Genomic DNA, 24,509 nt, shown 5'->3' on the forward strand with positions numbered 1-24,509 from the left:
GGCCCCAATGGACTACTGCATCCAGGGCGGAGGGGGTTCTTCACCCTTGACCGGGCCACGCTCGGCGTCCGCCAAGGCGGCGCGGCGGCGGGCGTCATCGAACCGCGCGGCTTCGATTTCACGCAGCACGCCGTCCACGTCGGCTTGCTCGTCGTCGTCAGCGAACACGCCGGTCAACGGGCTGTCCGCTTTCAGTTCGCCCGCTTCGAACAACGCCCACATTTCCTGGGCATAGCGGGTGTCCTTGAGCTCCGGGGCGAAGCGGCCGAAGTAATGGGCCATGTTCGACACATCACGCTGCAACATGCTGAAGGCATGGTTGTTGCCGGCTGCATCCACCGCTTGTGGCAAGTCGATGATCACCGGGCCGTCAGGGCCGAGCAGCACGTTGAACTCGGAGAGGTCGCCGTGCACCAGCCCTGCGCAGAGCATCAGGACGATCTGGCGGATGACGAATGTGTGGAATTCGCGGGCTTCTTCGGCTTCCAGGTGCACATCGTTGAGGCGCGGGGCGGCGTCGCCGTCGGCGTCCGTCACCAGCTCCATCAACAGTACGCCATCCTGGAAATCGTAAGGCTTGGGCACCCGCACACCGGCGCTGGCCAGGCGGAACAGGGCCGCCACTTCAGCGTTCTGCCAAGCATCTTCGGCCTCTTTACGGCCGTACTTGGAGCCCTTGGCCATGGCGCGGGCCTGGCGGCTGTTACGTACCTTGCGGCCTTCCTGGTACTCGGCAGCCTGGCGGAAACTACGCTTGTTGGCCTCTTTGTAGACCTTGGCGCAGCGCACCTGGGTACCGCAGCGCACCACGTAGACCGCAGCTTCCTTGCCGCTCATCAGAGGTCGCAGTACTTCGTCGACCAGGCCGTCTTCGATCAGGGGTTCGATTCTTTTTGGAGTCTTCATCAGGCTTGAGTTCTGGGGTCCTGTGGCCGAGCCGTGGAGGTGGCGGCCATCCTCTCACAGCCTGATGGATCTTGCTCGTCTGAGATGCAACGTTCGTCTGTTACCGGCCGCCTAGGCGCCCTGCCCCACGGTGCTGCCTGGCGCCACCCGCGCCCGTCGGCGCGTGATCAGCAACCCCGAGCACACCACGAAGACCGCCAGCACCAAGGTGGAAACCACCTCAAGGCGATGGTCCGGGCGCAACAGCATCACCACCAGCACGCTGCTGATGAACAGGATCACCGCCCAGGTCAGCCATGGGAACAGCCACATGCGGTAGTTCAGTGTCTTGCCTTGCGCAGTCAGGCGCTTGCGCAGGCGCAGCTGGGAAATGGCAATCACCAGGTACACCAGCAAGGCGATGGCGCCGGAGCTTGCCATCAGGAAGCCAAACACCTTGGCCGGCACCAGGTAATTGGCGATCACCGCCAGAAACGCCGCACCGGTGGACAGCAGCACCGCGACAATCGGCGTACCGCTGCGGCTGGTCACTTGGGCACAGGCCGGGGCATCACCACGACGGCTCAGCGAATAGACCATGCGCGACGCGGTGTACAGCGACGAGTTCAGGCAGCTGGTGACCGAGGTCAGCACGACGAAGTCGATGATGGCCTTGGCATGCGGCACACCAAGCGTATCCAGCACCGTGACGTAGGAGCCCTCGGTGGCCAACCGCGGGTCGGTCCAGGGCACCAGCGCGATGACGATGAAGATCGACAGGATGTAGAACAGCGTGATCCGCCAGATCACCGAGTTGGTGGCCTTGGAGATATGCTTGCCCGCCTCGTCCGACTCGGCGGCGGCAATGGTCACCACCTCGGCCCCAAGGAACGAGAACATGGTGATCAGCATGGCACTGAGTACCGCGCCGAAGCCATTGGGCATGAAGCCGCCGGTGTCCCACAGGCGCGAAACACCGCTGACGCCGGCGCTGGGCAGCAGGCCGAAAATGGCGCAGGCGCCCAGAATAATGAAGGCGACGATGGCAATGACCTTGACCAGCGCCAGCCAGAACTCGAACTCGCCGTAGTTCTTTACGCTGAACAGGTTGGTGGCCGTCAGCAGCAGCGTGATCACCAACGACAGCACCCAGATTTCCATCTGCGGCACATAGGTGTTGATGATGGTGGCGGCAATGTTGGCCTCGATGGGGATGATCAGCACCCAGAACCACCAGTACAGCCAACCGATGGTATAGCCGGCCCACTTGCCGATGGCGAGGTCGGCATAGGTGGAAAACGAGCCGGTATCCGGTGAGGCGACCGCCATTTCGGCCAGCATGCGCATGACCAGCACCACCAGCCCACCGGCCAGCATATACGCGAGGATGGTGGCGGGCCCGGCCTCGGCGATGGCCCGACCGGAGCCGACGAACAGGCCGGCGCCGATCACCCCGGCGATGGACAACATGGTGACGTGCCGCGATTTCAACCCATGACTCAAATTGTTCTTGTCTGTTTGCATGGCCTTACCTTCTTGTTCTTGTCATGCCCGCGCTGCGCCGTCTAGCGAACACGGGCGCGAAAAAGCCCACCCGGCCCTAAATGGTGAGTAGGGCCAGGCGGGTTGAGTAAAACGAAACGCAGATCCGCTGGGGTTGCCGGCCTGCTCAGCCGGCAGCGCGCTGCTTGCCGGCCAGGTCTGGCTTGGGCAAGCCGCCCCCCTGCAGGGCGACTTGTGCGCAGACCTTCTCGACGATGTAGGCGCCGATCGGGATGGCCGAGGTGGCGGCAGGCGATGGCGCATTGCAGACGTTCACGCTGCGCGCCGAATTGACGAAGAGGAAGTCGTCGATGAGCTTGCCATCGCGTGACACCGCCTGTGCCCGGACACCCGCCGGGTAAGGTGTGAGGTCATCCTTGGTGATGCTCGGGCAGTACTTCTGCACCTGCTTGAGGTAGCCGCCCTTGAACAGTGAATTCTTCATCTCGATCAGGCCCGGGCGCAGGTTCTTGGCCAGCACCTTGAGGATGCCGGGAGTGGTCAGGGTCTGGAACATGTCCGCCACGCTGACGTCGGCCTTGCGGTAGCCTTCGCGCTTCATCGCCAGCACCGCGTTGGGGCCCACGGTCACGGTGCCGTCGATCATGCGCGTCAGGTGCACGCCCAGAAACGGCATGGACGGGTCCGGAATCGGGTAGATCAGGTGGTTGACAATCTGGTTGTGCTGCTTGGGCAGCAAGTAGTACTCGCCACGGAACGGGCAGATCACAAAGTGGGTGCGGATGCCAAGCATGCTCACCACGCGGTCGGCCATCAGCCCCGAACAGGTGACCAGGAAGCGGCTGTGCACCTCGTCGCTGCGGGTACGCACGACCACTTCGCTGGCGCGCTCCTCGAGGCCGATCACTTCGGCGCTGTAGCGGATCTCGCCACCGGCACGCTGGAACTCACGGCCCATGGCCGCCGTCACCTCGGCGTAATTGATGATGCCGCTGGAGGGCACGAATATCCCGCCCAGGCCGACGATATTGGGCTCGCGCTCATGCAGCTCGTCGACCGACAACCACTGGCGCTCCAGGCCATTGGCCGCGGTGCGTTCCCACAACGCCTTCATGCGTTGCATTTCCAGGTCGTTGGTGGCCACCAGCAGCTTGCCGCATTCATCGAAGGCGATGCCGTGCTGGGTGCAGAAGGCCTTGGTTGCCTTGTTGCCTTCCAGGCAGAAGCGTGCCTTGAGGCTGCCGGGGGTGTAGTACACCCCGGCATGGATCACCCCGCTGTTGTGCCCGGTCTGGTGGCGCGCCGGGCCGGACTCCTTCTCCAGCAGGAGAATCTTGGCGTCCGGGTACACCTTGATCAGGTGCATGGCGGTGGACATGCCCACAATGCCACCGCCGATGATGATGAAATCGTACACAGTGTTACCTCCCGCGCCGTGTTTACTGGCCGCGTTGGTACAGCGGCTTGGGGAAGGCGACATAGCCGCGTTGGCGCATCAGCTCGCGGCGCAGGCCGTCGTGCGGTGTGAAGCGGTCGCGGCCGTGGAGCCAGAACAGATTATTGATCAAGACGAAGCTGCCCACCGCCACCGGCACGGACAGTTTCTTGTCGCTGCCCTCCAGCGATTCGGACAAGGCGTTCAACCAGACGCCTTCCTCGAAGTTTTCCGGCTGCACGAACTGGTCGATGTAGCGCATGGTCGGCCGGCCTTCAGCGTCGTTGTCGAATACCGAATGGAACACGTCCTCGGCCACGTTCTTGCTGGGCGGCGCGGTCCAGCGCATCTCGCGGCGCGCCAGCGGGTGGCGGAAGAACGCCTCGCACTGCTCCCAGTCGTCCAGGTGCAGCAACAGCGAGTTGCCGCCTTCCATGTTCCTTTCGTCGATTTTCAGCATCAGCACGTAGTCGGTGATCTGGTTCACGAAGGTGCCGTCGTTGTGCAGCTCCATGACGCGGTGCGGCTGGCGCAGGTAGCTGTCGGAGTTGTCGCTGTTCACCACCACGAAGCGGGCGTAGTACTGGCCGCTCATGGCGTCGTAGTTGGAGCGGCCGATCAGGTGCGCACAGGCGGTGGTGAACTTGACCATGTCCTCGGCCTGGCTCACGTCATCCAGCCCCAGCGGGGTGATCAGCATGCCGCCGCTGGCGCGGTCGAGAATGGTGTTGAGCAGTACCGGGCGCAGCGTGCCCTGGCACAGCTCGTCGAGGATCTCGCCCACCCGAAAACGCAGAAACGATTTGTATTCCAGCGCCTGCACCGGCCACTGGGCCACAGCCTCGACGAACGCCTGCACGGTCTCGCGGGCAAAGGTCAGTTCAAGCAGACGAGGCGACTGCTTCGACGGGGCGATGGTGTAACCACGCGGTTCGAGCGGCAGCGGCAGCACAGGTTGGTTGATCTGCGTAAAAGCGTTCATGGCGAGGTCCTGGCAGAAAAAGGAGATAGCACGGTCCAGTCGTGATCTGGATCAGTGCGGGCGAAGCAAAAATATCGCCACCCACGGAAAATGTCTACATTTTTATAAAACGAAGATACTTAGACAGTATGTCCATTGTTTTTCGTCCGCCAACGGTTTCGGTATGATCGGCAAAACGTTTTGAGGAACAGGACTTTGGAAGCGCTCGCTCCCCGACAAAACTCAGCATTCAGCGGGTATGAGAGGCTCAAGAAGGACATCATCCGCGGCGTGTTCAAGCCTGGGGAGAAGCTCTTGATGAGCACCCTCAAGGACCGCTACGAACTGGGAGTGGGGCCGCTGCGCGAGGCGCTTTCGCAGTTGGTGGCCGAGCACCTGGTGATTGTCATCAGCCAGAAAGGCTACCGTGTCGCGCCCATGTCACTGGCGGAGATGAACGACATCTACGATGCCCGCGCCAACCTGGAAGCCATGATCATCAGCCTGGCCATCGAACGCGGCGATGACGCTTGGGAAGCGTCGGTGCTGGCCTGTTCGCATACCCTGGCCAAAGTGGTGGAGGTGAAAACCCGCGAGCAACGGCTGGATGTGTGGGATGAACGGCACAAGGCGTTTCACACCGCCATCGCCTCGGGGTGCGGCTCCAAGCACCTGCTGCAGGCCCGCACCTACCTGTTCGACCAGGCTGAGCGTTACCGCCATTTGTGGCTGACGCAGACGGTGTTTTCCGAGCAGGCGCTTGAGCTCAAGCGCCAGGAGCATTCGGCGCTGGTCGAGGCGATCCTGGCCCGCGATGCCAAACGCGCCAGTGCCATGATGCACTCGCACCTGATGACCCCGGTGCCAATCATTGCGCAAATCATGCACACCGAGGGCATCGGGCGGTCGTAGCGGCGGCCTTCAGGCCGCTGCCTGGCGCTGGGCCACATGGTGCCGGAGCTTGTCGAACACCCAGTTGTACACCACGGTGTAGGGCAGGATGATCACAAAGAAGCCCAGCTCGACCATGAACGCCTGCAGCAGCGAAATATCCAGCATCCAGGCCGCTACAGGCAGGCACCACACCACCAACCCCGCCTCGAAGCCCAGGCCATGCACCACGCGCGCCCGGGCTTTCCAGTCAACCCGCTCGGTCTGCACGAAGCGGTCGACCACTGCGTTGTAGACCATGTTCCACACCATGGCGATTACCGACAAGGTGACCGCCAGTGTGCCCGCGGTGGCCAAAGACTTACCCAGCACCCAGGACAACAGCGGTGCGCACAGCAGCACGGCGAACACTTCATAACCCACCGCATGGACCATACGCTCGGTGAAAGAGACCTTTTTCATTACTAATTCCATCGATTGCTTAAGACGTGCTTTCTATTTTCTTTGATAGAACAGATACTCGCGACATAGCACCCATCGATTTTATCAATACCTATGCGCTACTCACCGGAAGCCTTGCTTGCCTTTGTGGAAGCTGCCTCACTCGGCTCGTTTTCTGCGGCGGCGCGCAAACTCAAGAAAAGCCAGTCCACCGTCAGCATCGCCATTGCCAATTTCGAGGCCGATATCGGCTGCACTCTGTTCGACCGAGGAGGCCGCCACCCCACGCTCAATGCCGCAGGCCGACAGGTGATGCCGCACGTCGAAGCGATCCTCGATGCCAGCGCCGGGCTCGACGCCCTGGCGCTCAGGTTGGCCGAGCATGTCGAAGCGCTGGTCTCGGTGGTGATGTCGGACAGCTACAGCGTCACGTTCCAAAGCGCAGTCATGGCTGGTTTTGCCGAACGCTACCCGCACACCGAATTGCGCTGCGGCCCGTCTGAAGACGCTGATGTGATCGAGCTGGTGCAACTGGACATGGCCCAGATCGGCATACTGGCCGCACAGCCCCACTACCCTGCCGACGTCGCCGTGGCGCGCCTGCCTGAACAGGCGGAGTTTTGCGTGTATGTCAGCGCCGACCACCCGCTGGCGGCCCTGCGCACGGTGCAGCGCCAGCAGCTGGAGAGCGTGCGCCAGCTGTACATCAAGACCTACGCCCCCAGCTTGCATCACGACCGCGGCCAAGCCTGGTCGGCACCGGACTACCTGACCTTGCTGGAGTTCGCCGACCGTGGTTTTGGCTGGACAGAACTGCCCAAAGCCCTAGTCACCCGCTTTGGCAGCGGCCTGGTGCAATTGCAGGTGGCCGGTTACCCGCGGCGGGTCGACATGGATATCGCCTGGTCACGCCGCCGCGCCCTCGGCCCGGCCGGGCAGTGGCTGGTGCAGCAGTTGCTGGGCCGATAGGCCGCCGCCACAGAACCCCAGCGGAATAATTGCCCGCACCCGTGCACCCACGCGCAACAAGCAGTACACCCACCGACAAGTCAGCCGCCCCCCTCCCCCCGTAGCCTGTCACCACGCGCCGAGCTCTGCGGCACGCACCCAAAGCACAACAAGAAACGTTGGTGACCCATGAAAACAGTAGATCCGATCACCCTTGCGGTTGTCCGGGGTGCGCTGGAGACAGCGCAGCGGGAAATGACCTTGACCCTGGAAAAGACTGGCCGCTCCAGTGTGTTCAACCTGGCCCACGACTACTCGAACTCGCTGTTCGACCACCTCCCCGAAATGATCCTGCAAGGCCAGGACATCCCCATCCACCTGGGTTCGCTGATCCCCGCGATGAAGTGCGTGGCCGAATGCTTCGGTGACGACATCGCCGAAGGTGACGTGATCTACCACAACGACCCGGCGTACAAGGGCAGCCACATCCTCGACTGCTGCATGTACAAGCCGGTGTACTACCAGGGCGAGCTGGTGTTCTGGACCGTGTGCAAGGGCCACCTGACCGACATCGGTGGGCCGGTACCCGCTGGCTACAACCCGGACGCCAAAGAGATTTACGCCGAGGGCCTGCGTATCCCGCCCGTCAAGCTGTGGGAAAAGGGCAAGCGCCGGGAAGACGTGATCAACTTCATGCTCACCAACATGCGCGCCCGCCCTTACCAGGAAGGCGACCTCAATGCCCAGTACGGGGCCTGCAAAGTCGGTGAACGGCACTTGCTCGACTTGCTCGACAAGTACGGCGTCGAGCAAGTTCGCGCGTGCATTGCCGAGCTGAAGAACATGGCCGACCGCCACATGCGCGCCCTGCTGCGCGACGTGCCGGACGGCCAGTACAGCGGCACCGCCGTGCTCGAAGACTCCGGCCACGGCCTGGGCGAGCTGGCCATCACCGCCCATGTCGAGATCCGTGGCGACCAAGCCCACGTGCGTATCGAAAGCCCACCGCAGGTGCCCTACTTCATCAACTCCTACGAGGGCAACTCGGTTTCCGGCGTGTACCTTGGGCTGATGATGTTCGCCCAGGTCGCACCGCCCTACAACGAAGGCCTGTATCGCTGCGTCACGGTCGATGTCGGCGCCAAGGGTACCCTGTGCAACGCCCAGGAGCCGGCACCGCACGTCAACTGCACCACCACCCCGATGGAAACCCTGGCCGATGCCGTGCGCACGGCGCTGGAGCAAGCCTCGCCGCAGCGGGTCACCGCCTCGTGGGGCCATACCAGCGGCATCAACATCGCCGGCCACGACCCGCGCAACGACAACAGCGAGTACGTCACCATGGTACTGGCCTCGATCATTGCCGGCGCCGGCGCCAACAAGGTCATGGATGGCTGGCACGCATGCGGGCCGTTGTGCTGCTTTGGCGCGCTGATGAGCGGCGACATCGAGTTGCTCGAGCACGCCTACCCGGTGCTTATCCACCGCTACAGCCTGATGGCCGACAGTGGCGGTGCCGGTGAGTTTCGCGGCGGTTCCGGCACCCGCCTGGAGATCGAACCGCTGCAACACGCGATGACCGTGGTCGGCTTCGGCGAAGGCCGCCAACTGCCCACGGCCGGCGCAGCCGGAGCACGCAATGGCCTGCTCGCACCCAAGCTCGGCCGGTTGATCCACCAGCACGCTGATGGCACACAAGACCACTACACCCAGAACCCCATGCTCACCCTGCAGCCCGGCGAGCGGATCATCAACATCAACCCTGGCGGTGGTGGCTACGGCGACCCGTTGCGCCGCCCGGTAGCTGCCGTGCTGCAAGACCTGCGCAACGGCCTGGTGTCGCCCCAGGGCGCAGCCCTGGACTACGCAGTAATCGTCGATGCCGACGGCCAGCTCGACGAAACCGCCACCCGCCTTGCCCGCGACCTGCACTGACCGGAGACCCATCATGCGCAATCAATATCGCCTGGGCATCGACGCCGGCGGCACCTTCACCGACTTCATCCTGGCTGACCGCGACGGTGGCGTGCAGCTGTTCAAAGCCCCATCCACGCCGCAGGATGGCACCCTGGCCATTCGCGCCGGCCTGGCGCAGATCGCCGACGCCACCGGCCGCACGCCGGCCGAGATCATCGCCAACTGCGACCTGTGCATCAACGGCACCACGGTCGCCCTCAACGCCCTGATCGAGCGCACCGGGGTCAAGGTCGGCCTGCTGTGCACCGAAGGCCACGAAGACAGCCTGGAGATCCGCCTCGGCCACAAAGAAGAGGGCCACCGCTATGACGCCCACTACCCGCCGGCGCACATGCTTGCCCCGCGACACCTGCGCCGCCCCATCGGCGGCCGGATCCTCGGTGATGGCCGCGAACACACCCCGCTGGACGAACGCGCGATACACGAGGCCATCGATTACTTGCGTGCCGAAGGCGTGCAGGCGGTGGCCATCTCCTTCCTCTGGTCGGTGCGCAACCCCAGCCATGAGCAGCGCGCCGCCGAGCTTGTACGGGCGGCGCTGCCCGGGGTGTTCGTCTGCACAGGCGTTGAAGTGTTCCCGCAAATCCGCGAATACACCCGTACCTCCACCACCGTGGTCAACGCCTACCTGAGCCCGGTGATGGCGCGTTACGTGGCACGCATCGACAGCCTGTTCGAGGAACTGGGCGCGCAGCAACCGGTACGCTACTTCCAGTCCAACGGCGGCCTAGCACCCGGCCACCTGATGCGTGAGCGTGCGGTCAACGCGATCAACTCGGGGCCTGCCTCGGCGCCCCAGGCCGGGCTCGCGGTAGCGCGCCCGTTCGGCATCGACAACGTCATCACGGTGGACATGGGGGGCACCTCGTTCGACATTACCCTGACCAACGCCGGGCGCACCAACTTCAACAAGGACGTGGACTTTCTGCGTCAGCGTATCGGCGTGCCGATGATTCAGGTGGAAACCCTGGGCGCCGGTGGTGGCTCCATCGCTCACCTCGACGAATTCGGCATGCTCCAGGTCGGCCCACGCAGCGCTGGCGCCACGCCCGGCCCGGTGTGCTATGGCAAAGGCGGCACTGAACCCACCGTCACCGATGCCAACCTGGCCCTGGGTTACCTGCCCGATGGCGCATTGCTCGGTGGCAGCATTCGCTTGAACCGCCAGGCGGCGCTGGACGCCATCCGCATCAAGGTCGCCGAGCCGCTGGGCATCAGCGTGGAACGCGCCGCGTTTGGCATTACCACCCTGGTCAACCTGAACATGGTCAACGGTATCCGCCGGGTGTCCATCGAACGCGGCCACGACCCTCGCGACTTCGCCCTGATCGGGGCGGGCGGCGCGGCGGGCATGCACGTGGTGCGCCTGGCCGAAGAAATCGGCATGCACACCGTGCTGATCCCCAAAGTGGCCTCAGGGCTGTGCGCCTTCGGCCAGATCCTCTCGGATGTGCGTTATGACCAGCTGACCAGCCTGTCGATGCGCCTGGACGCGCAGCACGCTGACCTGGCGCAGCTCAACCATGCCCTCGCCGAGCTGCGCCAGCAGGGCCTGGCGAACCTGCGCGAAGACGGTTTCGGCGACCAGGCCAGCAGTTGCCACTACACCCTGGAAATGCGCTACCGAGGGCAGATCCACGAATGCAGCGTGCAGCTGGAACGCCACGCCCTGGACAGCAACGGCCTGGCAGCACTGATCGAGGCTTTCCACGTGCGCCACCAGACGCTCTATTCGTACAGCGAACCAGAGAGCCCGGTAGAGCTGGTCAACCTGGAGTGCTCGGTCATCGGTCACCTGCCCCGCCCGCCACAGCCAACGCTGCAAGGGCCGGCCCAGCCACCGGCAGCAACCCCGGACAGCGAGCGCCCGATGCGGTTCAGTGCAGACGGTGAGTGGCAACGCACCCCGGTGTTCAACGGTAACCGCCTGCTGCCTGGGCAGACCGTGCAGGGACCCTGTGTGATCGAGGAGGACACCACCAACATCGTCGTGCCGCCAGGCTGGCAAGCCTGCCTGGAGCCGTCTGCCACCTACCGGGTGACACGCGGCGCTTGATCTGAAGGTCGGCACGCGCCGATCATGGGCGTGATACCTGCCCGGCCGCTTTGCGCAGCCGGGCTTTTTTGCACAATAACAAGAGCTGCTTGAGTAGCTTGCCTGCAGTTCCTTTTTTCAATGCTGCCCTCTTTGAAAAAGGACCCACCATGCCCACAGAACTCTCGACCCACGGCTGGGCGCAGCCCGAACGCCAGGCACGCTGGGCCGAAGCGATCAGTGATACGTACTTCCCGTTGAGCCTGGAATTTGCCGCCGAACAGCCATTCGACGGCCACTTGCAGCGCTGGAGCACGCCCACCACCCCGCTCAGCCTGTCACGCCTGCGCTCCAGCCAGCTCGGCTATTCACGCAACAAGGCACACATCGGCCAGGACTCTGACGCGTTCTACCTGGTTACCGTCCCTAGCCGCAGCGAGGTGCATTTCGAGCAGGATGGCCACCAACTGAGCTGCCGCCCTGGCGGTTTTATCGTCGAGCGCGGCGACGCCCCTTACCGCTTCCACTACCGCGCGGACAATGACCTGTGGGTACTGAAGCTGCCGGAGCGTGCGCTGAAGGCAAACCTGCTCGGGCACAGGCGCTACACCCGCCACTGCTTCGACGCCAGCCAAGGTTTGGGGCGCATCTTCGTCGAGCAGCTGGACCTCTGCGCGCGCCACTTCGACGCCAGCCCCGCAGCGGCACGCCACCTGCTGCTGGAGCAAGCAAGTGCGACTCTGCTGCTGGCCCTGCAACAGGATGAGCGCGTGCTGGGCAGCGAAGGCTCCAACCTCAGTACGCTGCACCTGACCCGGGTGGAGCGCTATGTACTGCAAAACCTCGGCGACCCCGAGCTTTCACCGCAAGCCATCGCCAATGCCTGCGGCCTGTCACTGCGCTACCTGCATAAACTGTTTTCGATCACGCCCTACACCCTCGGCGAATGGGTGCGCCAACAGCGCCTGGAGGCGGTGCACCAGCAACTGCGCGACCCGCACTGCCACCTGGCGATCGGCGAGCTGGCGTTTCGCTGGGGCTTCACCGACCAGGCCCAGTTCACCCGCGCCTTTCGCCAACGCTATGGCTGTACCGCACGCGAGGTGCGCGCGGTGCGCACGCACTGAATGCGGCAGCGCAAGGATGCGCCGGCTTCAGCCGCCAACAGGGGTATCGACCAGCTTCCAGCTGTCGTCGGGGTCGAAGCGCTTCATGGCCTTGGCGAGCTTCTCTCCTTCTGGCCCCAGGTCCTTTTCGAAGACCTGCCCGTCGTGGCTGATCATGAAACTCATCACCCCGCTGTCGTCATATTTGGCAGGCCAGGCAACCAGGGCGAAACCACGGCTCATCTGGTTGCCGATCAGGTAGCTGTAGGCGCCCCCGGGCGCTGACGGGCCTTGTGCTTCGAGGATGCGGAAACGGTAGCCGTACCAGTCATCACCGACCACATCCCGGCCGAACAGTGGCCCCAATGGGCTGACCTGGCCATCGCCGGCATCTTCCCAGTACAGGCCGTCGTGCTTGCCGGGCGTACTGAGGATCTTCTGTGCATACTCGAGCGCACCGTTGCCATTGCGGTCCTGCGCGGCGTAATCGAGCTGCGCGTCGTGGTAGGCCAGCACCGACTGCAACGCCGCCAGCTCGTTGCGGCCGATGCGCCTGGCGCGGATTTCGGCGCTGCCGGCCTTGAGGTCGAAACGCCAACCGCGGCTGCCTTGGATGATGGGAATGGGCAGCGTCCACCGTTCGTGCCCCACCGCCAGGATGGCCTGGTGCTCATGGGGCCTTTCAACGCGGTGCGCTTCGCGGTACTGCTGCAGGAACGCATCCACGTCGCTGCGCTGTACGCCGCCGCTGGGGATATAGGTTCGCCAGTCATCCCCCAGCAACTGTGCCAGGCGTGTCTCGTCGGCGTGCTCTTTGCCCAGCGCTGCAACGAAGGCTTCGGCGGCCTTTTCGGGCGTCGGGAAGGCCTCCTGCGCCGTCACCAGGCACGAGCTCGCCATCCCTGCGACCAACAACCAGCAACGGGCGCAGGCAACCCACCCTGATCGACGGTTCATCGACGGCCACCTCCACCACGGCGCATGGGCGCACTGGGCCTGGAAATCTGATGCCCGGCGGCTCGCGCAGTGTGCGGCCGCTGGGCAAACGACTGGCTGATGCGACCTCGGTCGGCCTGCGCACGGGTGCTCGATGGCGAGCGCACGCCATCGAAGGCGTTATTGCGGGCACGGCCAGCGCTGTTGGCCGGCCGCGCTTGCGCCACCTGCTGCCTGGCCTGCAGGTTGTCACGGCTACTGCCCGCCTGCGCTCGGCGCTCGGCAGGCCGTGGGGTATTCGCCTGCGCCTCGCGCACCCGGTCGCGCGCCTCGCGGTTGCTGGTGGCAGGCCGTTCGATGCCTGCCCTGTCCATCGAGGCGCGCGCCTTGTCCCGTGCCTGGGCACGCTGGGCGTCGTCACCCCGGAAGGCGGTGCGCTGCGCGGCGCCGTCCAGTTGCCGGCCATATTGCTGACGGCTGCGTGCATCGCGGTATGGCACGCCTTCGCGATTTACCGCATTGTGCTGCCACTTGTTCTGGTTGTTGCTGATGCGGTTGTTGACGTTGATGTTGTTGTAGCGATTGACGTCGATATCGATGTCGTTGTGGCCCCAGTCGCAATTGCCCCACAGCGAACTGACAATCGCAACGCCGGTACCGAACGCCAGCCCCGCCACCAGTGCGGAGCCTGCGTAATACATCGGCGGCGGCGGGTAATACACCGGCGGTGAGGCCGGGTAGGCCCAGGTGCCGTAGGCGGTGGTCGGGTTGTAGCTGGGCACGTACACCACCTGCGGTTCGGCAGGCTCGATGATGATGGTGGTCGGCGCGCTGCTGGCCGGAGCACTGGCCTTGGGCGCCGGTGCCGCCTGCACAGTCACCTGCTGGTACTGGTTGCTCTGCAGGTTACCGGCAGCCTGGGCCTGGTGACGCAGGCGCTGCACGCCATTCATGACATCGTCGGGTTGCGCGAGGAAGGCATCGCCCAGACGCTGGACCCAGACCGGGTCCTGGCCGAGGGTTGCCAGCACCTGCGGGAAGGCCACCAGCGCCTGCACACTCGGGTCCCAGGCCTGGTTGGCCACTTGCTTGACCGCAGCGTCGCCAGTGGCCTTAGGGTTGGCCTTGGACCAAGACACCGCCTCGGCCACTTGCCCGGGGTAGGTCGCTGCCATCAGTACCTGCGCCAGCAGCGCATCCGGGTAAAGAGCTAGGGGCGCCAGCATCTGGTCCAGTTGCTCCTGGGTGAACACCGCCTCCTTGGCGGCGACTGCGGCGGTTTGCGGCGCCGCAGCATCCTCGGCCTTGACCAGCCCCGGTACGCCTTGCAGGCACAGCACCGCCGACAAGACCCCGAACAATGGCATGCGCATGACTTATCCCTATGTGGTCGAACCGCGTGGGTTAACGGTAGCAAAGCTCAGCCGTATTGCCCGCCAGAAGGTGCTGTCGATAGTCACTATCGAGCAAGGCAATTTCTACTGATCGAGGATGCCCAATAACCTTGCTCCATCACTTCGATCCCTGCGCCCCCCAAACTCTGGAGCTGCTCGATGAACACCTCGGCCCGCCTGTTGCTCACTGCCCTGATTGCCACCGCCATGACCGTGTTGAGCGGCTGCGCCAGCCACCCTGAACTGCGCGCCTACACCGCGGAGGAAACCCGGCAGTTGCAACTCGAAGCGTTGCAACGCCAGGGCCTTTCCCTGGACGAATACGAACAACGGCGGTTGGTGATCCAGCGCGCTGGCAGCGATCAAGTGGTGACAGAGGTTGCCGAACGCTCCCCCTCCAGCCAAGGCTAGGCCTGGCCACGTTCAGTGCGCGCGAAAATTCCAGATGATTTCCACCACCCGCGACGCCAGAACCAGGTACAGCAAACACAGCGCAACCTGCAGCGCCGTGTGATACGGCAGCTTGGCCAAGCGGTGCAGCGTATCGCTGACATTCAACAGCAGCAGCAATGCCGACACGATGATCAACCCCCAGCCGGTCACGCTCGGTACCCACAGCCCGAGGAACACGGGGTCGCTGTTGTGCAGGGCATCCGTACCGGCGGCAAACAGCAGGCCGCAGACCAACAGGTTCTTGAAATTGTCAAAAACCTTGGTGCTCAGGTCCGCATCCAGCAGGTCGAGGTATTTTCGCCACAGTCTGCGCATGGCCTGGGCCTTGGAGTGGAAAGTGTTCAGGCAATTCTAGAAGAGAATGTGCGACGCTCGGGCGTAAACGCACGATCAGCGCTAGCCCTGCCGCCTGGGTGACGCGCCGAACGGTTTGCACCCTTGGCCGACACGGGTATCCTTGGGCGCTCTACAGCAAGCCTTCCAGGACGGTGACCATGACCAGGCCCCTTCTGTTGCTGAGCGCGGCGCTGCTGTTCAGCGCCGCGCTGCAGGCCCAGCAGATACAGCGCCAATTGGGCGATTTCGACTTCAAACTTGGCACTACACCGACGCGTAGCATGGCCCAGGGGCTTATTTCGCCGAGCGCCGTGGGGGCGTTTCATGGCGGCCTCGACCTCAGCCACCTCAACGGCTGGTACTTGGGGCAATACGCCCCGAGCATGGGCCTGTCGCCCGACTCCACCCTGCGCCTGGACAGCTACATGGGCTACCAGCACCACTTCGACAGCACCCTGGGCTATGAAGTGGGGTTGATCCACTACAGCCAACCCAACCTCTCAGGCCCTGACAGCTACGCCGTCTACGGGGGCATCTCGGTATACGGCAGCCGTTTTGGTGGCGCGTTGCGTGACAACCCCGACAACCGCACCAGCACCCTGTTCGCCGACCTCGGTCAACTGCCCCTGCTCGACGCCGACTTTACCGTCAAGCTGGCCCATCATCGCTTGGGCACGCCGTTCACGATTGGCGATGGCAGCCAGGTCAGCGCGTTTTCCGACTGGTCGCTGGAGCTGTCGCGGCCTTGGCTGGGCATCGACCTCAATTTGATCTACAGCAACTCCAACCTCAGCGGTACCGGTTGCGATGCCTATGCCGGTATCAATGCGTATTGCGAGAGTGTGGTCACGTTCAAGGCGCAGCGCAGTTTCTTCTAGCCTGAGGCGCTGATCAGTCCGTTGCCGCCACGGCCTCGATTTCCATGAACATCCCGTCCAGCGCCAAGCGCGGTAGCGGTATCTTGGCCGGCGATATACAGCAACTCGCACGGGGGAAGAAAGGCCCGAGTATCAGACCTCGCGTTAGCTTGGGGTCAAGAACGCCGTAAGACTTCTCTGATAGCGAAGTCGGAGCATTGAACCACGTGTGTGTTTTCAGAGAGGTCTGTCAGCCGCTAGATTGCAAGCCCCGGCACGGAGGCCAGCCTGCAACAAGGAAAGCGACAATGACCAAGCATCATTTTCAACTCGCCTACACCATCAACCCACGGCATGAAGGCGATGAGGACGAAGCCGCGAGCGCACGCCTGCATTTGCGCAAGATCGGTTGGGATACCGTTGAGCACATTGAAACCACGCTGTTGGGTGTGGTTCACCTCTACCATGCGACGACGGCGGACCGGATCGACGAGGCCGAGAAGCAGATACGCGACCGCATCCACGAAGAGCTCAAGAGCTTGCGTGTGCTGTCGCGCGTCAGGTTTCACGGCTGCTTGATGGTGGATGGCCTGGGCCAGGCCATCCGTTTCAGCATCCTGCCCTGAGGCGTTGACGGTGGCCGCATCAGGCGCCCCCGCGCCTGATGCTCTGGCTATTACTTTTCCTGCAGTACCGCCCTGCCCTTCACTGCGCGCGGCCCGCGCCAAGCCCAGAACAGCAAGCCTGGCAACGGTGCATAGACCACGAATACGACCCATAGCATCTTGCGCTCGGCGCGCCGGTCACTGCCGATGATGTGCCAGATGGCCCAGATTTCCAGAAGAATCACGACGGCTGCGAGGATGATCCAGATCGTTCCGATTTCCATGAGCGCTCTCCCATTGGCGTGTAATGCGTTGGGCTGTGGCAGGCGCTGGAAAATTCAAGCCATGCACTCCCCCCGCCCAATTGCCTGAACACGACCTCAAATACGACACCCCCACCCCGGAGATTGTCTTTCCCCCTGCCACCGAGCACACTCCCCAGGCCAGCCAGGAAGCGGAGTCCAGAGTGCCCACCCCACGTCAGTTCAGCAAAAAGACCAGCACCAGCAACATGCTGCGGCTCAAGTCCACCACCGCAAATGCCCAAGCGCCCTATCGGGTCGACTTCGTATTGCTGGAACACTTCTCCATGGCCAGCTTCACCGTGGCCATGGATGTGCTGGTCACCGCCAACCTGCTGCGCACCGACAGCTTCCAGTTCACCCCACTGTCGCTGGACGGTGACCGGGTGTTGAGCGACCTGGGGCTGGAGTTGGTGGCCAGCGACCTGTCGGCCGAAGCACTGCGCGAGCTGGACCTGCTGATCATCTGCGGCGGCCTGCGTACGCCGCTCAAATACCCTGAACTCGATCGACTGTTGCACGACTGCGCGGCCCATGGCATGGCCCTGGGCGGCCTGTGGAACGGCGCCTGGTTCCTCGGCCGCGCGGGCGTGCTGGATGACTATGGCTGCAGCGTCCACCCCGAGCAACGCGCCAGCCTCTCGGAGCGCAGCCCGCAAACCCGCATTACCCCGGCCAGTTTCACCCTCGACCGTGACCGCCTCAGCGCCGCCAGCCCCAATGGCGCCATGGAGCTGATGCTCGGCCTGGTTCGCAGGCTCTACGGCGACGGCCTGGCCGAAGGCGTCGAAGAAATCCTGTCGTTCTCGGGCGCGCGCTATCGCCAGGTCGGCCCGGGGGCGAAAAAGTCCATGAGCCTGCACATGCGCACCATCGTCGAGCTGATGGAGAACAACCTCGAAGAAACCCTCAGCCTCGATCAGCTGGCCGCCTACAGCGGGCGCTCGCGGCGCCAGATCGACCGCTTGTTCCAGGCCCAACTGGGCACCTCGCCGCGGCGCTACTACATGGAATTGCGCATCACCAAGAGCCGCCGCCTGCTGCAGTACTCCGACCTGTCGGTGATGGACGTGGCAGTGGCCTGCGGGTTCGTTTCGGTGTCGCACTTCAGCAAGTGCTACGCCGCATACTTCGGCTACCCGCCGTCACGCGAGCAACGGCTGGGCGAATGACACCGCTCAGGCGCGGATGTAGCGAATGACCGCGTCACCGATCATGGTCTTGTGGCGCTGCTTGATGGCTTCGTCGGCGAGGTCTATCTGGAAGATCTCGCCGAAGGTGTGGCGGTTCGACACCCGGTAGAAACAGAACGAGCTCATCAGCATATGCAGGTCGATGACCTCTATACCGGCACGGAACACGCCTTCCTGCTCGCCCCGGCGCAGGGTACTGCCAAGGGCTTCGAGCACCAGGCTGCTCATTTCGCGAATGACCGGCGACTGTTTGACGTACTCGCCGTAGTGAATGTTCTCGGTGCAGATGATACGCACGAAATCGACATTGCGGTCGTGGTGATCGAAGGTGAACTCCACCAGACGGCGGATCGCTTGCTCGGCCGGCAGCGACTCCAGGTCCAGGCTTTGCTCGGTCTTGCGGATATCACCGTAGAGTTTGACCAGGCACTCGACGTACAACTGCTCCTTGCTGCCGAAGTAGTAGTAGATCATGCGTTTGGAGGTGGCGGTGCGCTCGGCGATGGCATCGACGCGCGCGCCGGCCAGGCCCTGCTGGACGAACTCGTTGATGGCGGCCTGAAGGATATCCTCGCGCGTTTTCTCGGGGTTGTTCTTGCGCGACTTGCGCACCCCTTCGATCTCAGGCTGGCCGAGGCTGACTACGGAATCACTCATACCCACTCACAGGCTGTTTATTGGAATACGGTGATTATCCGTGAGCGCGGCCATGCAGGGAAGCACGCTGTTGGTCGGGTAGCCACGAAACGGCGTTACAAGCAAACCGCCGACGGCGCTTGAAGTCGCGCCCCGCAACCCGCTAGCCTGCGTCCCTCTGCCCTGGACGGACCCTGCCCCATGCAACCGCGTGACTTTGCCGCCTACCTGTTTCTGGCCATTGCCTGGGGGTTTTCCTTTCTGGTCCTGCTCAAGGTGGTGCACGCCTTCGGCTGGGTCGGCGCGGTCAGCCTGCGGGCGCTGATTGCCGGCAGCACCCTGGCGATTCTGGCAGCCTTGCTCGGCCGCACCCTGCGCCTGCGCCCGCTGTTGAAACCGCTGCTGGTGATCGGCGCTACCACCGTGGCCGGGCAGTTGATCGGCATGTCCTATGCCACCCCGCGGATCGGTACGGCCATGGCGGCGATCTTCGTGGCCACCATCCCACTGTTCTCGATGATCATCGGCCGTGTCTGGGGGCTGGAGAAAATCACCTTGCAGGGCCTGGCGGGCCTGCTTCTGGGCTTCGTCGGTATCGCCATGCTGGTGGGGTTTCCGGCCCAGCCGGTCAGCGACGTGTTCATCCACGGCTGCATCGCTTCGCTGTTCGGTGCCTTGAGCGCCGCGTTCGGCAGTAATTACGCCAGCCTGCACCTGCGCGGCCAGGACCCGTGGACCGTCACCGGCGGCGCCTTCCTGGCCGGCGGCCTGCTGACCCTGCCCCTGCTGTGGGTGGTGCCGGTGCCCAGCGTGCCGCAAGCCAGCGACTGGCTGTACTTGATGATCAGCGGCGCGGTCATGAGCGCCACCACGTACGTGCTGTATTTCGGCCTGGTGGCGCGCATCGGCGCCACCCGTGCCCTCAGTGTCGAGTTCGTGGTGACGTTGGTCGCGGTACTGGTGGGCGCGATGTTCCTCGACGAAGCCTTGAGCCTGCTGCAACTGGCGGGCGGCGCGGTGGTGCTGGTCGGCTGCCTGCTGGTGCTGGGCCTGCTGCCAGGGCGCAAACCGCGCCTGCCAAACTGAGCCCTCAGTCGCGCTGCGCGGTATTGCGCTCTACCGGAGGGGACAGGTGCAGTACGCGGTTACGCCCGCCTTCGGCAAGCAGGTAACCACCTTTGCCATCGGCAACGATTGCCTGGGGCGCCTTGAGGAACGACAGCACCGTCTGGCGCGTGCCATCGGCGTCGATGCGCAGCAGGCGGGCGCGGTGCGTGTTGTCTTCGCTGATCCACAAGCCGCGCTGGTCGCAAAACAGGAAGGTCGGGTTGCGCAGGCCATCGACCACCACCGGGTCCTGGCCGTCCTCGGACAATGCGCGAACCTTGCCGTTGGCTTTCTCGGTATACAGCAGGCGGCCATCGTTGCAGCGGGTCAGGCCTTCGGTTTCGCTGAGCCCTGTGCGCAGCACATCCAGCTGGCCGCTGCGCCAGTCATAGCGCATCAACCGCCCATTGCCCTTGCGGTCTTCGATCGCATAGAGGTGATCGCCATCGTTCCACAACCCTTGCACGCTCTCGCCTTCGAACAGGTGGGTGACCTGGCCGTCGCGAGACAGGCTGACCGGCGCAAGGCCACCCTCCTGGCTGAAGACCCAGCCGCCCTCGGCCGCGACCATGCCGTCGGGCTTGGACAGGTTGTCAATCACCACCACACGGTCACCTTGGGCAGTAATCTTGAGGATGCTGCCACGGCCGTCGTCCAGCTCGCGGCTGACCAGCAGGCTGCCGTCGGCCTGCGGCAACAACGACGCGGCCTTGGTCACATCGCGGTGCAACACCTCGACATCCCAACCGCTGGCAGCCTGGACGGGGTAAAAACTCTGCCAGGCGAAGAAGCCCAGCGTGGCAGCGAGCAGGCTGGCGGTGGCGGTCAGGGCGATGCGGGTGCTGCGTTTGCGCAGGATGTGCGGCATGAAAAAGGGCTCCTCGAGAGTGCGGGGATCCTAGCAAGAAGATGTGAAAAAAAGGTCATAGCACACTGCTATTTGCCGTGTAACGGGTGCTGAATCATGAATTACAAAAAGGATATAAAAATAACCAAACATTCTAACTAAATGGAATAAACAAATTGAAAGCCAAACGCCACCTCCTTAGTCTGGGCGCATCGATTGCCACCCCATTCAAGGAATACGCCTCATGCCCGTCCGTACCTTCTCGCCCCTGCGTCGCCTGCTAATCGGCGGCCTGCTGGCCAGTGTCGCCAGCGCCCTGTTGCCCTGGTCCAATGCCCTGGCCGAAGACGCCAAGACCCTGCGTATTGGTTACCAGAAGTTCAACAGCATCAATATTCTCAAAGGTAGCGGCGCCCTGGAGAAAGCCCTCGCCCCGCAAGGCGTGACCGTCAGCTGGCACGAGTTCGCCGCAGGCCCGCAATTGCTCGAAGCCCTGAGCACCGGCGCCATCGACCTCGGCCACGCCGCCGACGCCCCGTCAGTATTTGCCCAGGCCGCTGGTAAACCGGTGGTCTACCTGGCCGCCGAACAACCCTACCCACGCGGTATCGGCCTGGTGGTACGCGAGCAAGACCACCTCACCCGCGTGCAGGACCTCAAAGGCAAGCGGGTAGCCACTGGCCGCGGCTGGAACGCCCAGTACCTGCTAGCCGTCGCGCTGGAACAAGCCGGCCTGAGCTACCAGGACATCACCCCCGCCTACGTCAATAATGCCGCCGACGCAGTGGCGGCCCTGCAATCGGGCAGCGTCCAGGCCGTGACCCTGTGGGACCCGTTCCTCGCGGCAGCAGAAAGCCAGCCAGGGCTCAAGAACCTGCGCGACGGCAGCGGCCTGACCAACAACCGCACGTTCTACCTTTCCACTGCTGCGTTCGCCGACCAGCACCGCCCGCTGCTCAAGGCCTTCTTCGGCGAACTGGGCAAGGTCAGCCAATGGGCCAACGCCGAGCCTGCGCAAGTCGCCGCGCTGCTGGCGCCGCAGTTGGGGATCAAGGCCGACGTGCTGCAAGTGGCCAGCGAACGCCGTAACTACAACGCCGTCGCCATTACCCCGCAGATCGTCGCCGAACAGCAGAAGCTGGCCGACACCTTCCAAGGCCTGGGCCTGATTCCGCGCAAGCTGCAGGTAGCCGATGCGGTCTACCCGGCTTCCGTGCTGCCGTGACTGGAGACTGACCGCCATGCCCCGCCCGATCCGCTTCAACGCCTTCAGCATGAACGCTGCCAGCCACCAGTCCCCTGGCCTGTGGCGCCACCCGCGTAACACCAGCGTGGCTTTCAACCGCCTGGACTACTGGACCAACCTGGCCCGCCTGCTGGAGCGCGGCCTGTTCGATGCGCTGTTCATCGCCGATGTGCTGGGCATCTACGACGTCTATCAGGGTGGCCCCGAAGCGGCCTTGCGCGGCGGCGTACAGGTGCCGGTCAACGACCCGCTGCTGCTGGTTCCGGCCATGGCCGGGGTCACCGAGCACCTGGGCTTTGGCGTGACCTTCTCACTGACCTACGAGCACCCCTACCCCTTTGCCCGGCGCATGTCCACGCTTGACCACCTGAGCAATGGCCGAGTCGGCTGGAACATTGTCACCGGCTACCTGGACAGCGCCGCGCGCAACCTGGGCCTGGCTCGCCAGCTTGGCCACGACCAGCGTTACGACCTGGCCGAGGAGTACCTGCAGGTGCTGTACAAACTGTGGGAAAAAAGCTGGGACGACGATGCGGTGGTGCTTGAGCGTGACAGCGGCCGCTACATCGATCCTGCCCGGGTACACCCGATCAGCCATGCCGGCGAGCACTTCCAGGTGCCTGGCATGCACCTGTGCCAGCCCTCGCCGCAGCGCACGCCGGTGCTGTTCCAGGCGGGGGCCTCGGCACGCGGCCAGCAGTTCGCCGCGCAACATGCCGAGTGCGTGTTCATCAGCGGGCCTACGGCCACGGTGCTGCGCCGCTATGTCGACGGCATCCGCCAGGCCAGCGAGGCTGCCGGGCGTGGCCGCGACGAGGTACTGATCTACGCCCAGGCCCTGCTGATCGTCGCCCCCACCCGTGAAGAAGCCGAAGCGCGCTTCGCCGAGTACCGTGGCTACGTTGACCTGGACGCCGCCCTGGCCCTGCTGTCGGGCTGGACCGGCATCGACTTCGCCGGCCTCGACCCGGATGCCCCCATCGAATATGTCGAGAACGATGCCGGCCGCGCGGCCCTGGCCGCCTTCACCGCAGCCGACCCCAACCGCCGCTGGACCGTGCGCGAGGCCGCCGAGTTCGTTGGCCTGGGGGGCCGCGGCCCGGTGCTGGTGGGCGCAGCCAGTGATATTGCCGATCAGTTGGAAAGCTGGCTGGACGAGACCGGCATCGACGGGTTCAACCTCACCTACGCCGTGCAACCTGATGACCTGGCCAATGTGGTCGAGCTGCTGATACCCGAGCTGCAACGTCGCGGCCGCTACCCCCTGCACTACCAGGACGGCACCTTGCGCCACAAGCTGTTCGGCCAGGGCAACCGCCTGCCAGAGCAACATGCAGGGCGCCAGGTTAGCATTCAGCCGGCAAATACCGGGTATTCCAACATTTAATTTGTAGATGGCACGCGCTCGACCCTATTCTGTCGGCACATCCCCTGCGCCGCACCGGCCGGTGCGGTTCACGGCACGGGGAGAGAACAACAAGTCGAGATCGTCCATGTCGAATCATTCCTACTTCGCCCCCCACGGTGGGCACCCGGCTCAAACCGAGCTGCTGACTGACCGTGCCATGTTCACCGAAGCCTATGCCGTCATCCCCAAGGGCGTGATGCGTGACATCGTCACCAGCCACCTGCCGTTCTGGGACAAGATGCGCATGTGGGTCATCGCCCGCCCGCTGACCGGCTTTGCCGAGACCTTCTCGCAGTACATCGTCGAAGTTGCCCCGGAAGGCGGCAGCGAGCGCCCGGAACTGGACCCCAACGCCGAAGCCGTGGTGTTCGTGGTCGAGGGTGAGCTCGATATCACCCTGGAAGGCAAGCACCACACCCTGACCCAGGGCGGCTACGCCTTCATCGCCCCAGGCGCCGAGTGGAGCCTGCGCAACCACAGCAAGGCCAACGTCACCTTCCACTGGCTGCGCAAGCACTACCAGAAGGTTGAAGGCCTGGACCTGCCAGAGTCCTTCGTCACCCACCGCGACAATGCCACTGTCATTGAAATGCCGGGTACCGAAGGCCGCTGGATCACCACCCGCTTCGTCGACATGGCCGACATGCGCCACGACATGCACGTCAACATCGTGACCTTCCAGCCAGGCGGCGTCATTCCGTTCGCTGAGACCCACGTCATGGAGCACGGCCTGTATGTGCTGGAAGGCAAGGCGGTGTACCGCCTGAACCAGGACTGGGTCGAAGTCGAAGCCGGCGACTTCATGTGGCTGCGCGCCTTCTGCCCGCAAGCCTGCTACGCCGGTGGCCCAGGCAACTTCAGCTACCTGCTGTACAAGGACGTCAACCGCCACGTGCACCTGACTCTCAACCCACAGCGTTGAGCCCAGGCTGATGGTCCGAAGCCCGCCACCTGGCGGGCTTTCTGTTTGCCGCTCATACTGATCACCCCTGCCCTGCGCGGTGCTC

At 63.9% G+C, this 24,509-nt stretch carries 24 protein-coding genes; 13 read left to right on the plus strand and 11 right to left on the minus strand.

Translation table 11 applies throughout. The features are described from left to right. Window positions 1–12: 12 nt before the first annotated feature. The 4 genes from HU766_RS21215 to glaH form a co-directional block, all read right to left on the minus strand. A complete protein-coding gene (locus tag HU766_RS21215; RefSeq protein WP_186660336.1) occupies window positions 13–906 on the minus strand; it encodes a PA4780 family RIO1-like protein kinase in 894 nt (297 codons plus the stop codon). A 111-nt stretch (window positions 907–1,017) separates the two neighbouring features. Beyond that, window positions 1,018–2,409: a GABA permease gene (gabP, locus tag HU766_RS21220; protein WP_186660338.1), complete on the minus strand. Its 1,392-nt coding sequence runs from the start codon at window positions 2,407–2,409 to the stop codon at window positions 1,018–1,020. A 145-nt stretch (window positions 2,410–2,554) separates the two neighbouring features. Continuing rightward, a complete protein-coding gene (gene lhgO / locus HU766_RS21225) occupies window positions 2,555–3,805 on the minus strand; it encodes an L-2-hydroxyglutarate oxidase (protein ID WP_186660340.1) in 1,251 nt (416 codons plus the stop codon). Between the two features lie 22 nt (window positions 3,806–3,827). Continuing rightward, window positions 3,828–4,805 (minus strand): glutarate dioxygenase GlaH, encoded by a 978-nt coding sequence (gene glaH / locus HU766_RS21230; RefSeq protein WP_033697526.1) that lies wholly within the window; start codon window positions 4,803–4,805, stop codon window positions 3,828–3,830. Between the two features lie 195 nt (window positions 4,806–5,000). Here glaH and csiR point away from each other — a divergent pair, with 195 nt between their 5' ends. After that, complete coding sequence (gene csiR / locus HU766_RS21235; RefSeq protein WP_047583363.1) at window positions 5,001–5,696, plus strand: DNA-binding transcriptional regulator CsiR; 696 nt, start codon at window positions 5,001–5,003, stop codon at window positions 5,694–5,696. A gap of 9 nt (window positions 5,697–5,705) precedes the next feature. Here csiR and HU766_RS21240 read toward each other — a convergent pair whose 3' ends face one another. Beyond that, the gene (locus HU766_RS21240; protein ID WP_186660342.1) at window positions 5,706–6,137 is read right to left on the minus strand and encodes a multidrug/biocide efflux PACE transporter; all 432 of its coding nucleotides are present in this window, start codon (window positions 6,135–6,137) and stop codon (window positions 5,706–5,708) included. A gap of 93 nt (window positions 6,138–6,230) precedes the next feature. Between HU766_RS21240 and HU766_RS21245 the strand changes: the two genes are divergently transcribed. The 4 genes from HU766_RS21245 to HU766_RS21260 all read left to right on the plus strand — a co-directional run bounded on the left by HU766_RS21245 (window position 6,231) and on the right by HU766_RS21260 (window position 12,203). Next, complete coding sequence (locus HU766_RS21245) at window positions 6,231–7,085, plus strand: LysR family transcriptional regulator (protein ID WP_186660344.1); 855 nt, start codon at window positions 6,231–6,233, stop codon at window positions 7,083–7,085. Window positions 7,086–7,253: 168 nt separating this feature from the next. Further along, window positions 7,254–8,999, plus strand: coding sequence for a hydantoinase B/oxoprolinase family protein (locus tag HU766_RS21250; protein ID WP_186660346.1), 1,746 nt, complete (start codon window positions 7,254–7,256; stop codon window positions 8,997–8,999). Between the two features lie 13 nt (window positions 9,000–9,012). Beyond that, a complete protein-coding gene (locus HU766_RS21255) occupies window positions 9,013–11,097 on the plus strand; it encodes a hydantoinase/oxoprolinase family protein (RefSeq protein WP_186660348.1) in 2,085 nt (694 codons plus the stop codon). 149 nt (window positions 11,098–11,246) lie between these two features. Next, on the plus strand, window positions 11,247–12,203 hold the full coding sequence (locus tag HU766_RS21260) for a helix-turn-helix domain-containing protein (protein WP_186660350.1): 957 nt from the start codon (window positions 11,247–11,249) through the stop codon (window positions 12,201–12,203). 27 nt (window positions 12,204–12,230) lie between these two features. Here the strand turns inward: HU766_RS21260 and HU766_RS21265 are convergent, their stop codons facing one another. Next, window positions 12,231–13,139, minus strand: coding sequence for a DUF2950 domain-containing protein (locus HU766_RS21265; RefSeq protein ID WP_186660352.1), 909 nt, complete (start codon window positions 13,137–13,139; stop codon window positions 12,231–12,233). Next, complete coding sequence (locus HU766_RS21270) at window positions 13,136–14,491, minus strand: DUF3300 domain-containing protein (protein ID WP_186660354.1); 1,356 nt, start codon at window positions 14,489–14,491, stop codon at window positions 13,136–13,138. Before HU766_RS21270 ends, HU766_RS21265 begins: the two co-directional genes overlap by 4 nt. A gap of 180 nt (window positions 14,492–14,671) precedes the next feature. Between HU766_RS21270 and HU766_RS21275 the strand changes: the two genes are divergently transcribed. Further along, window positions 14,672–14,923, plus strand: a complete 252-nt coding sequence (locus HU766_RS21275) for a hypothetical protein (protein ID WP_186660356.1) — start codon at window positions 14,672–14,674, stop codon at window positions 14,921–14,923. Between the two features lie 12 nt (window positions 14,924–14,935). Here the strand turns inward: HU766_RS21275 and HU766_RS21280 are convergent, their stop codons facing one another. Continuing rightward, window positions 14,936–15,280, minus strand: a complete 345-nt coding sequence (locus tag HU766_RS21280; protein ID WP_033697502.1) for a hypothetical protein — start codon at window positions 15,278–15,280, stop codon at window positions 14,936–14,938. 179 nt (window positions 15,281–15,459) lie between these two features. On the opposite strand from HU766_RS21280, the gene HU766_RS21285 reads away from it, so the two are divergent. Further along, window positions 15,460–16,179, plus strand: coding sequence for a TorF family putative porin (locus HU766_RS21285; protein WP_186660358.1), 720 nt, complete (start codon window positions 15,460–15,462; stop codon window positions 16,177–16,179). Between the two features lie 287 nt (window positions 16,180–16,466). Next, the gene (locus HU766_RS21290; RefSeq protein WP_033697500.1) at window positions 16,467–16,784 is read left to right on the plus strand and encodes a hypothetical protein; all 318 of its coding nucleotides are present in this window, start codon (window positions 16,467–16,469) and stop codon (window positions 16,782–16,784) included. Between the two features lie 50 nt (window positions 16,785–16,834). On the opposite strand, the gene HU766_RS21295 is transcribed toward HU766_RS21290, so the two are convergent. Then, window positions 16,835–17,047: a PLDc N-terminal domain-containing protein gene (locus HU766_RS21295; protein WP_033697499.1), complete on the minus strand. Its 213-nt coding sequence runs from the start codon at window positions 17,045–17,047 to the stop codon at window positions 16,835–16,837. 182 nt (window positions 17,048–17,229) lie between these two features. Between HU766_RS21295 and HU766_RS21300 the strand changes: the two genes are divergently transcribed. Further along, window positions 17,230–18,237 (plus strand): helix-turn-helix domain-containing protein, encoded by a 1,008-nt coding sequence (locus tag HU766_RS21300; protein ID WP_186660359.1) that lies wholly within the window; start codon window positions 17,230–17,232, stop codon window positions 18,235–18,237. A gap of 6 nt (window positions 18,238–18,243) precedes the next feature. Here HU766_RS21300 and HU766_RS21305 read toward each other — a convergent pair whose 3' ends face one another. Further along, window positions 18,244–18,915, minus strand: coding sequence for a TetR/AcrR family transcriptional regulator (locus HU766_RS21305; protein ID WP_095065147.1), 672 nt, complete (start codon window positions 18,913–18,915; stop codon window positions 18,244–18,246). 180 nt (window positions 18,916–19,095) lie between these two features. Here HU766_RS21305 and HU766_RS21310 point away from each other — a divergent pair, with 180 nt between their 5' ends. Beyond that, on the plus strand, window positions 19,096–19,980 hold the full coding sequence (locus HU766_RS21310) for a DMT family transporter (protein ID WP_186660361.1): 885 nt from the start codon (window positions 19,096–19,098) through the stop codon (window positions 19,978–19,980). Window positions 19,981–19,984: 4 nt separating this feature from the next. On the opposite strand, the gene HU766_RS21315 is transcribed toward HU766_RS21310, so the two are convergent. Next, window positions 19,985–20,869 carry a hypothetical protein gene (locus HU766_RS21315; protein ID WP_186660363.1) on the minus strand — a complete coding sequence of 295 codons (885 nt, stop codon included), beginning with the start codon at window positions 20,867–20,869 and terminating at the stop codon, window positions 19,985–19,987. A gap of 223 nt (window positions 20,870–21,092) precedes the next feature. Between HU766_RS21315 and HU766_RS21320 the strand changes: the two genes are divergently transcribed. The 3 genes from HU766_RS21320 to HU766_RS21330 all read left to right on the plus strand — a co-directional run bounded on the left by HU766_RS21320 (window position 21,093) and on the right by HU766_RS21330 (window position 24,424). Next, the gene (locus HU766_RS21320; protein ID WP_186660365.1) at window positions 21,093–22,073 is read left to right on the plus strand and encodes an aliphatic sulfonate ABC transporter substrate-binding protein; all 981 of its coding nucleotides are present in this window, start codon (window positions 21,093–21,095) and stop codon (window positions 22,071–22,073) included. Window positions 22,074–22,089: 16 nt separating this feature from the next. Next, window positions 22,090–23,481, plus strand: a complete 1,392-nt coding sequence (locus HU766_RS21325) for an LLM class flavin-dependent oxidoreductase (RefSeq protein WP_186660367.1) — start codon at window positions 22,090–22,092, stop codon at window positions 23,479–23,481. A gap of 106 nt (window positions 23,482–23,587) precedes the next feature. Continuing rightward, window positions 23,588–24,424 (plus strand): bifunctional allantoicase/(S)-ureidoglycine aminohydrolase, encoded by an 837-nt coding sequence (locus tag HU766_RS21330; protein ID WP_047583757.1) that lies wholly within the window; start codon window positions 23,588–23,590, stop codon window positions 24,422–24,424. The last annotated feature ends 85 nt before the right edge of the window (window positions 24,425–24,509 follow it).

Source organism: Pseudomonas sp. SWRI77 (assembly GCF_014269105.1).
Classification (GTDB): domain Bacteria; phylum Pseudomonadota; class Gammaproteobacteria; order Pseudomonadales; family Pseudomonadaceae; genus Aquipseudomonas; species Aquipseudomonas capeferrum.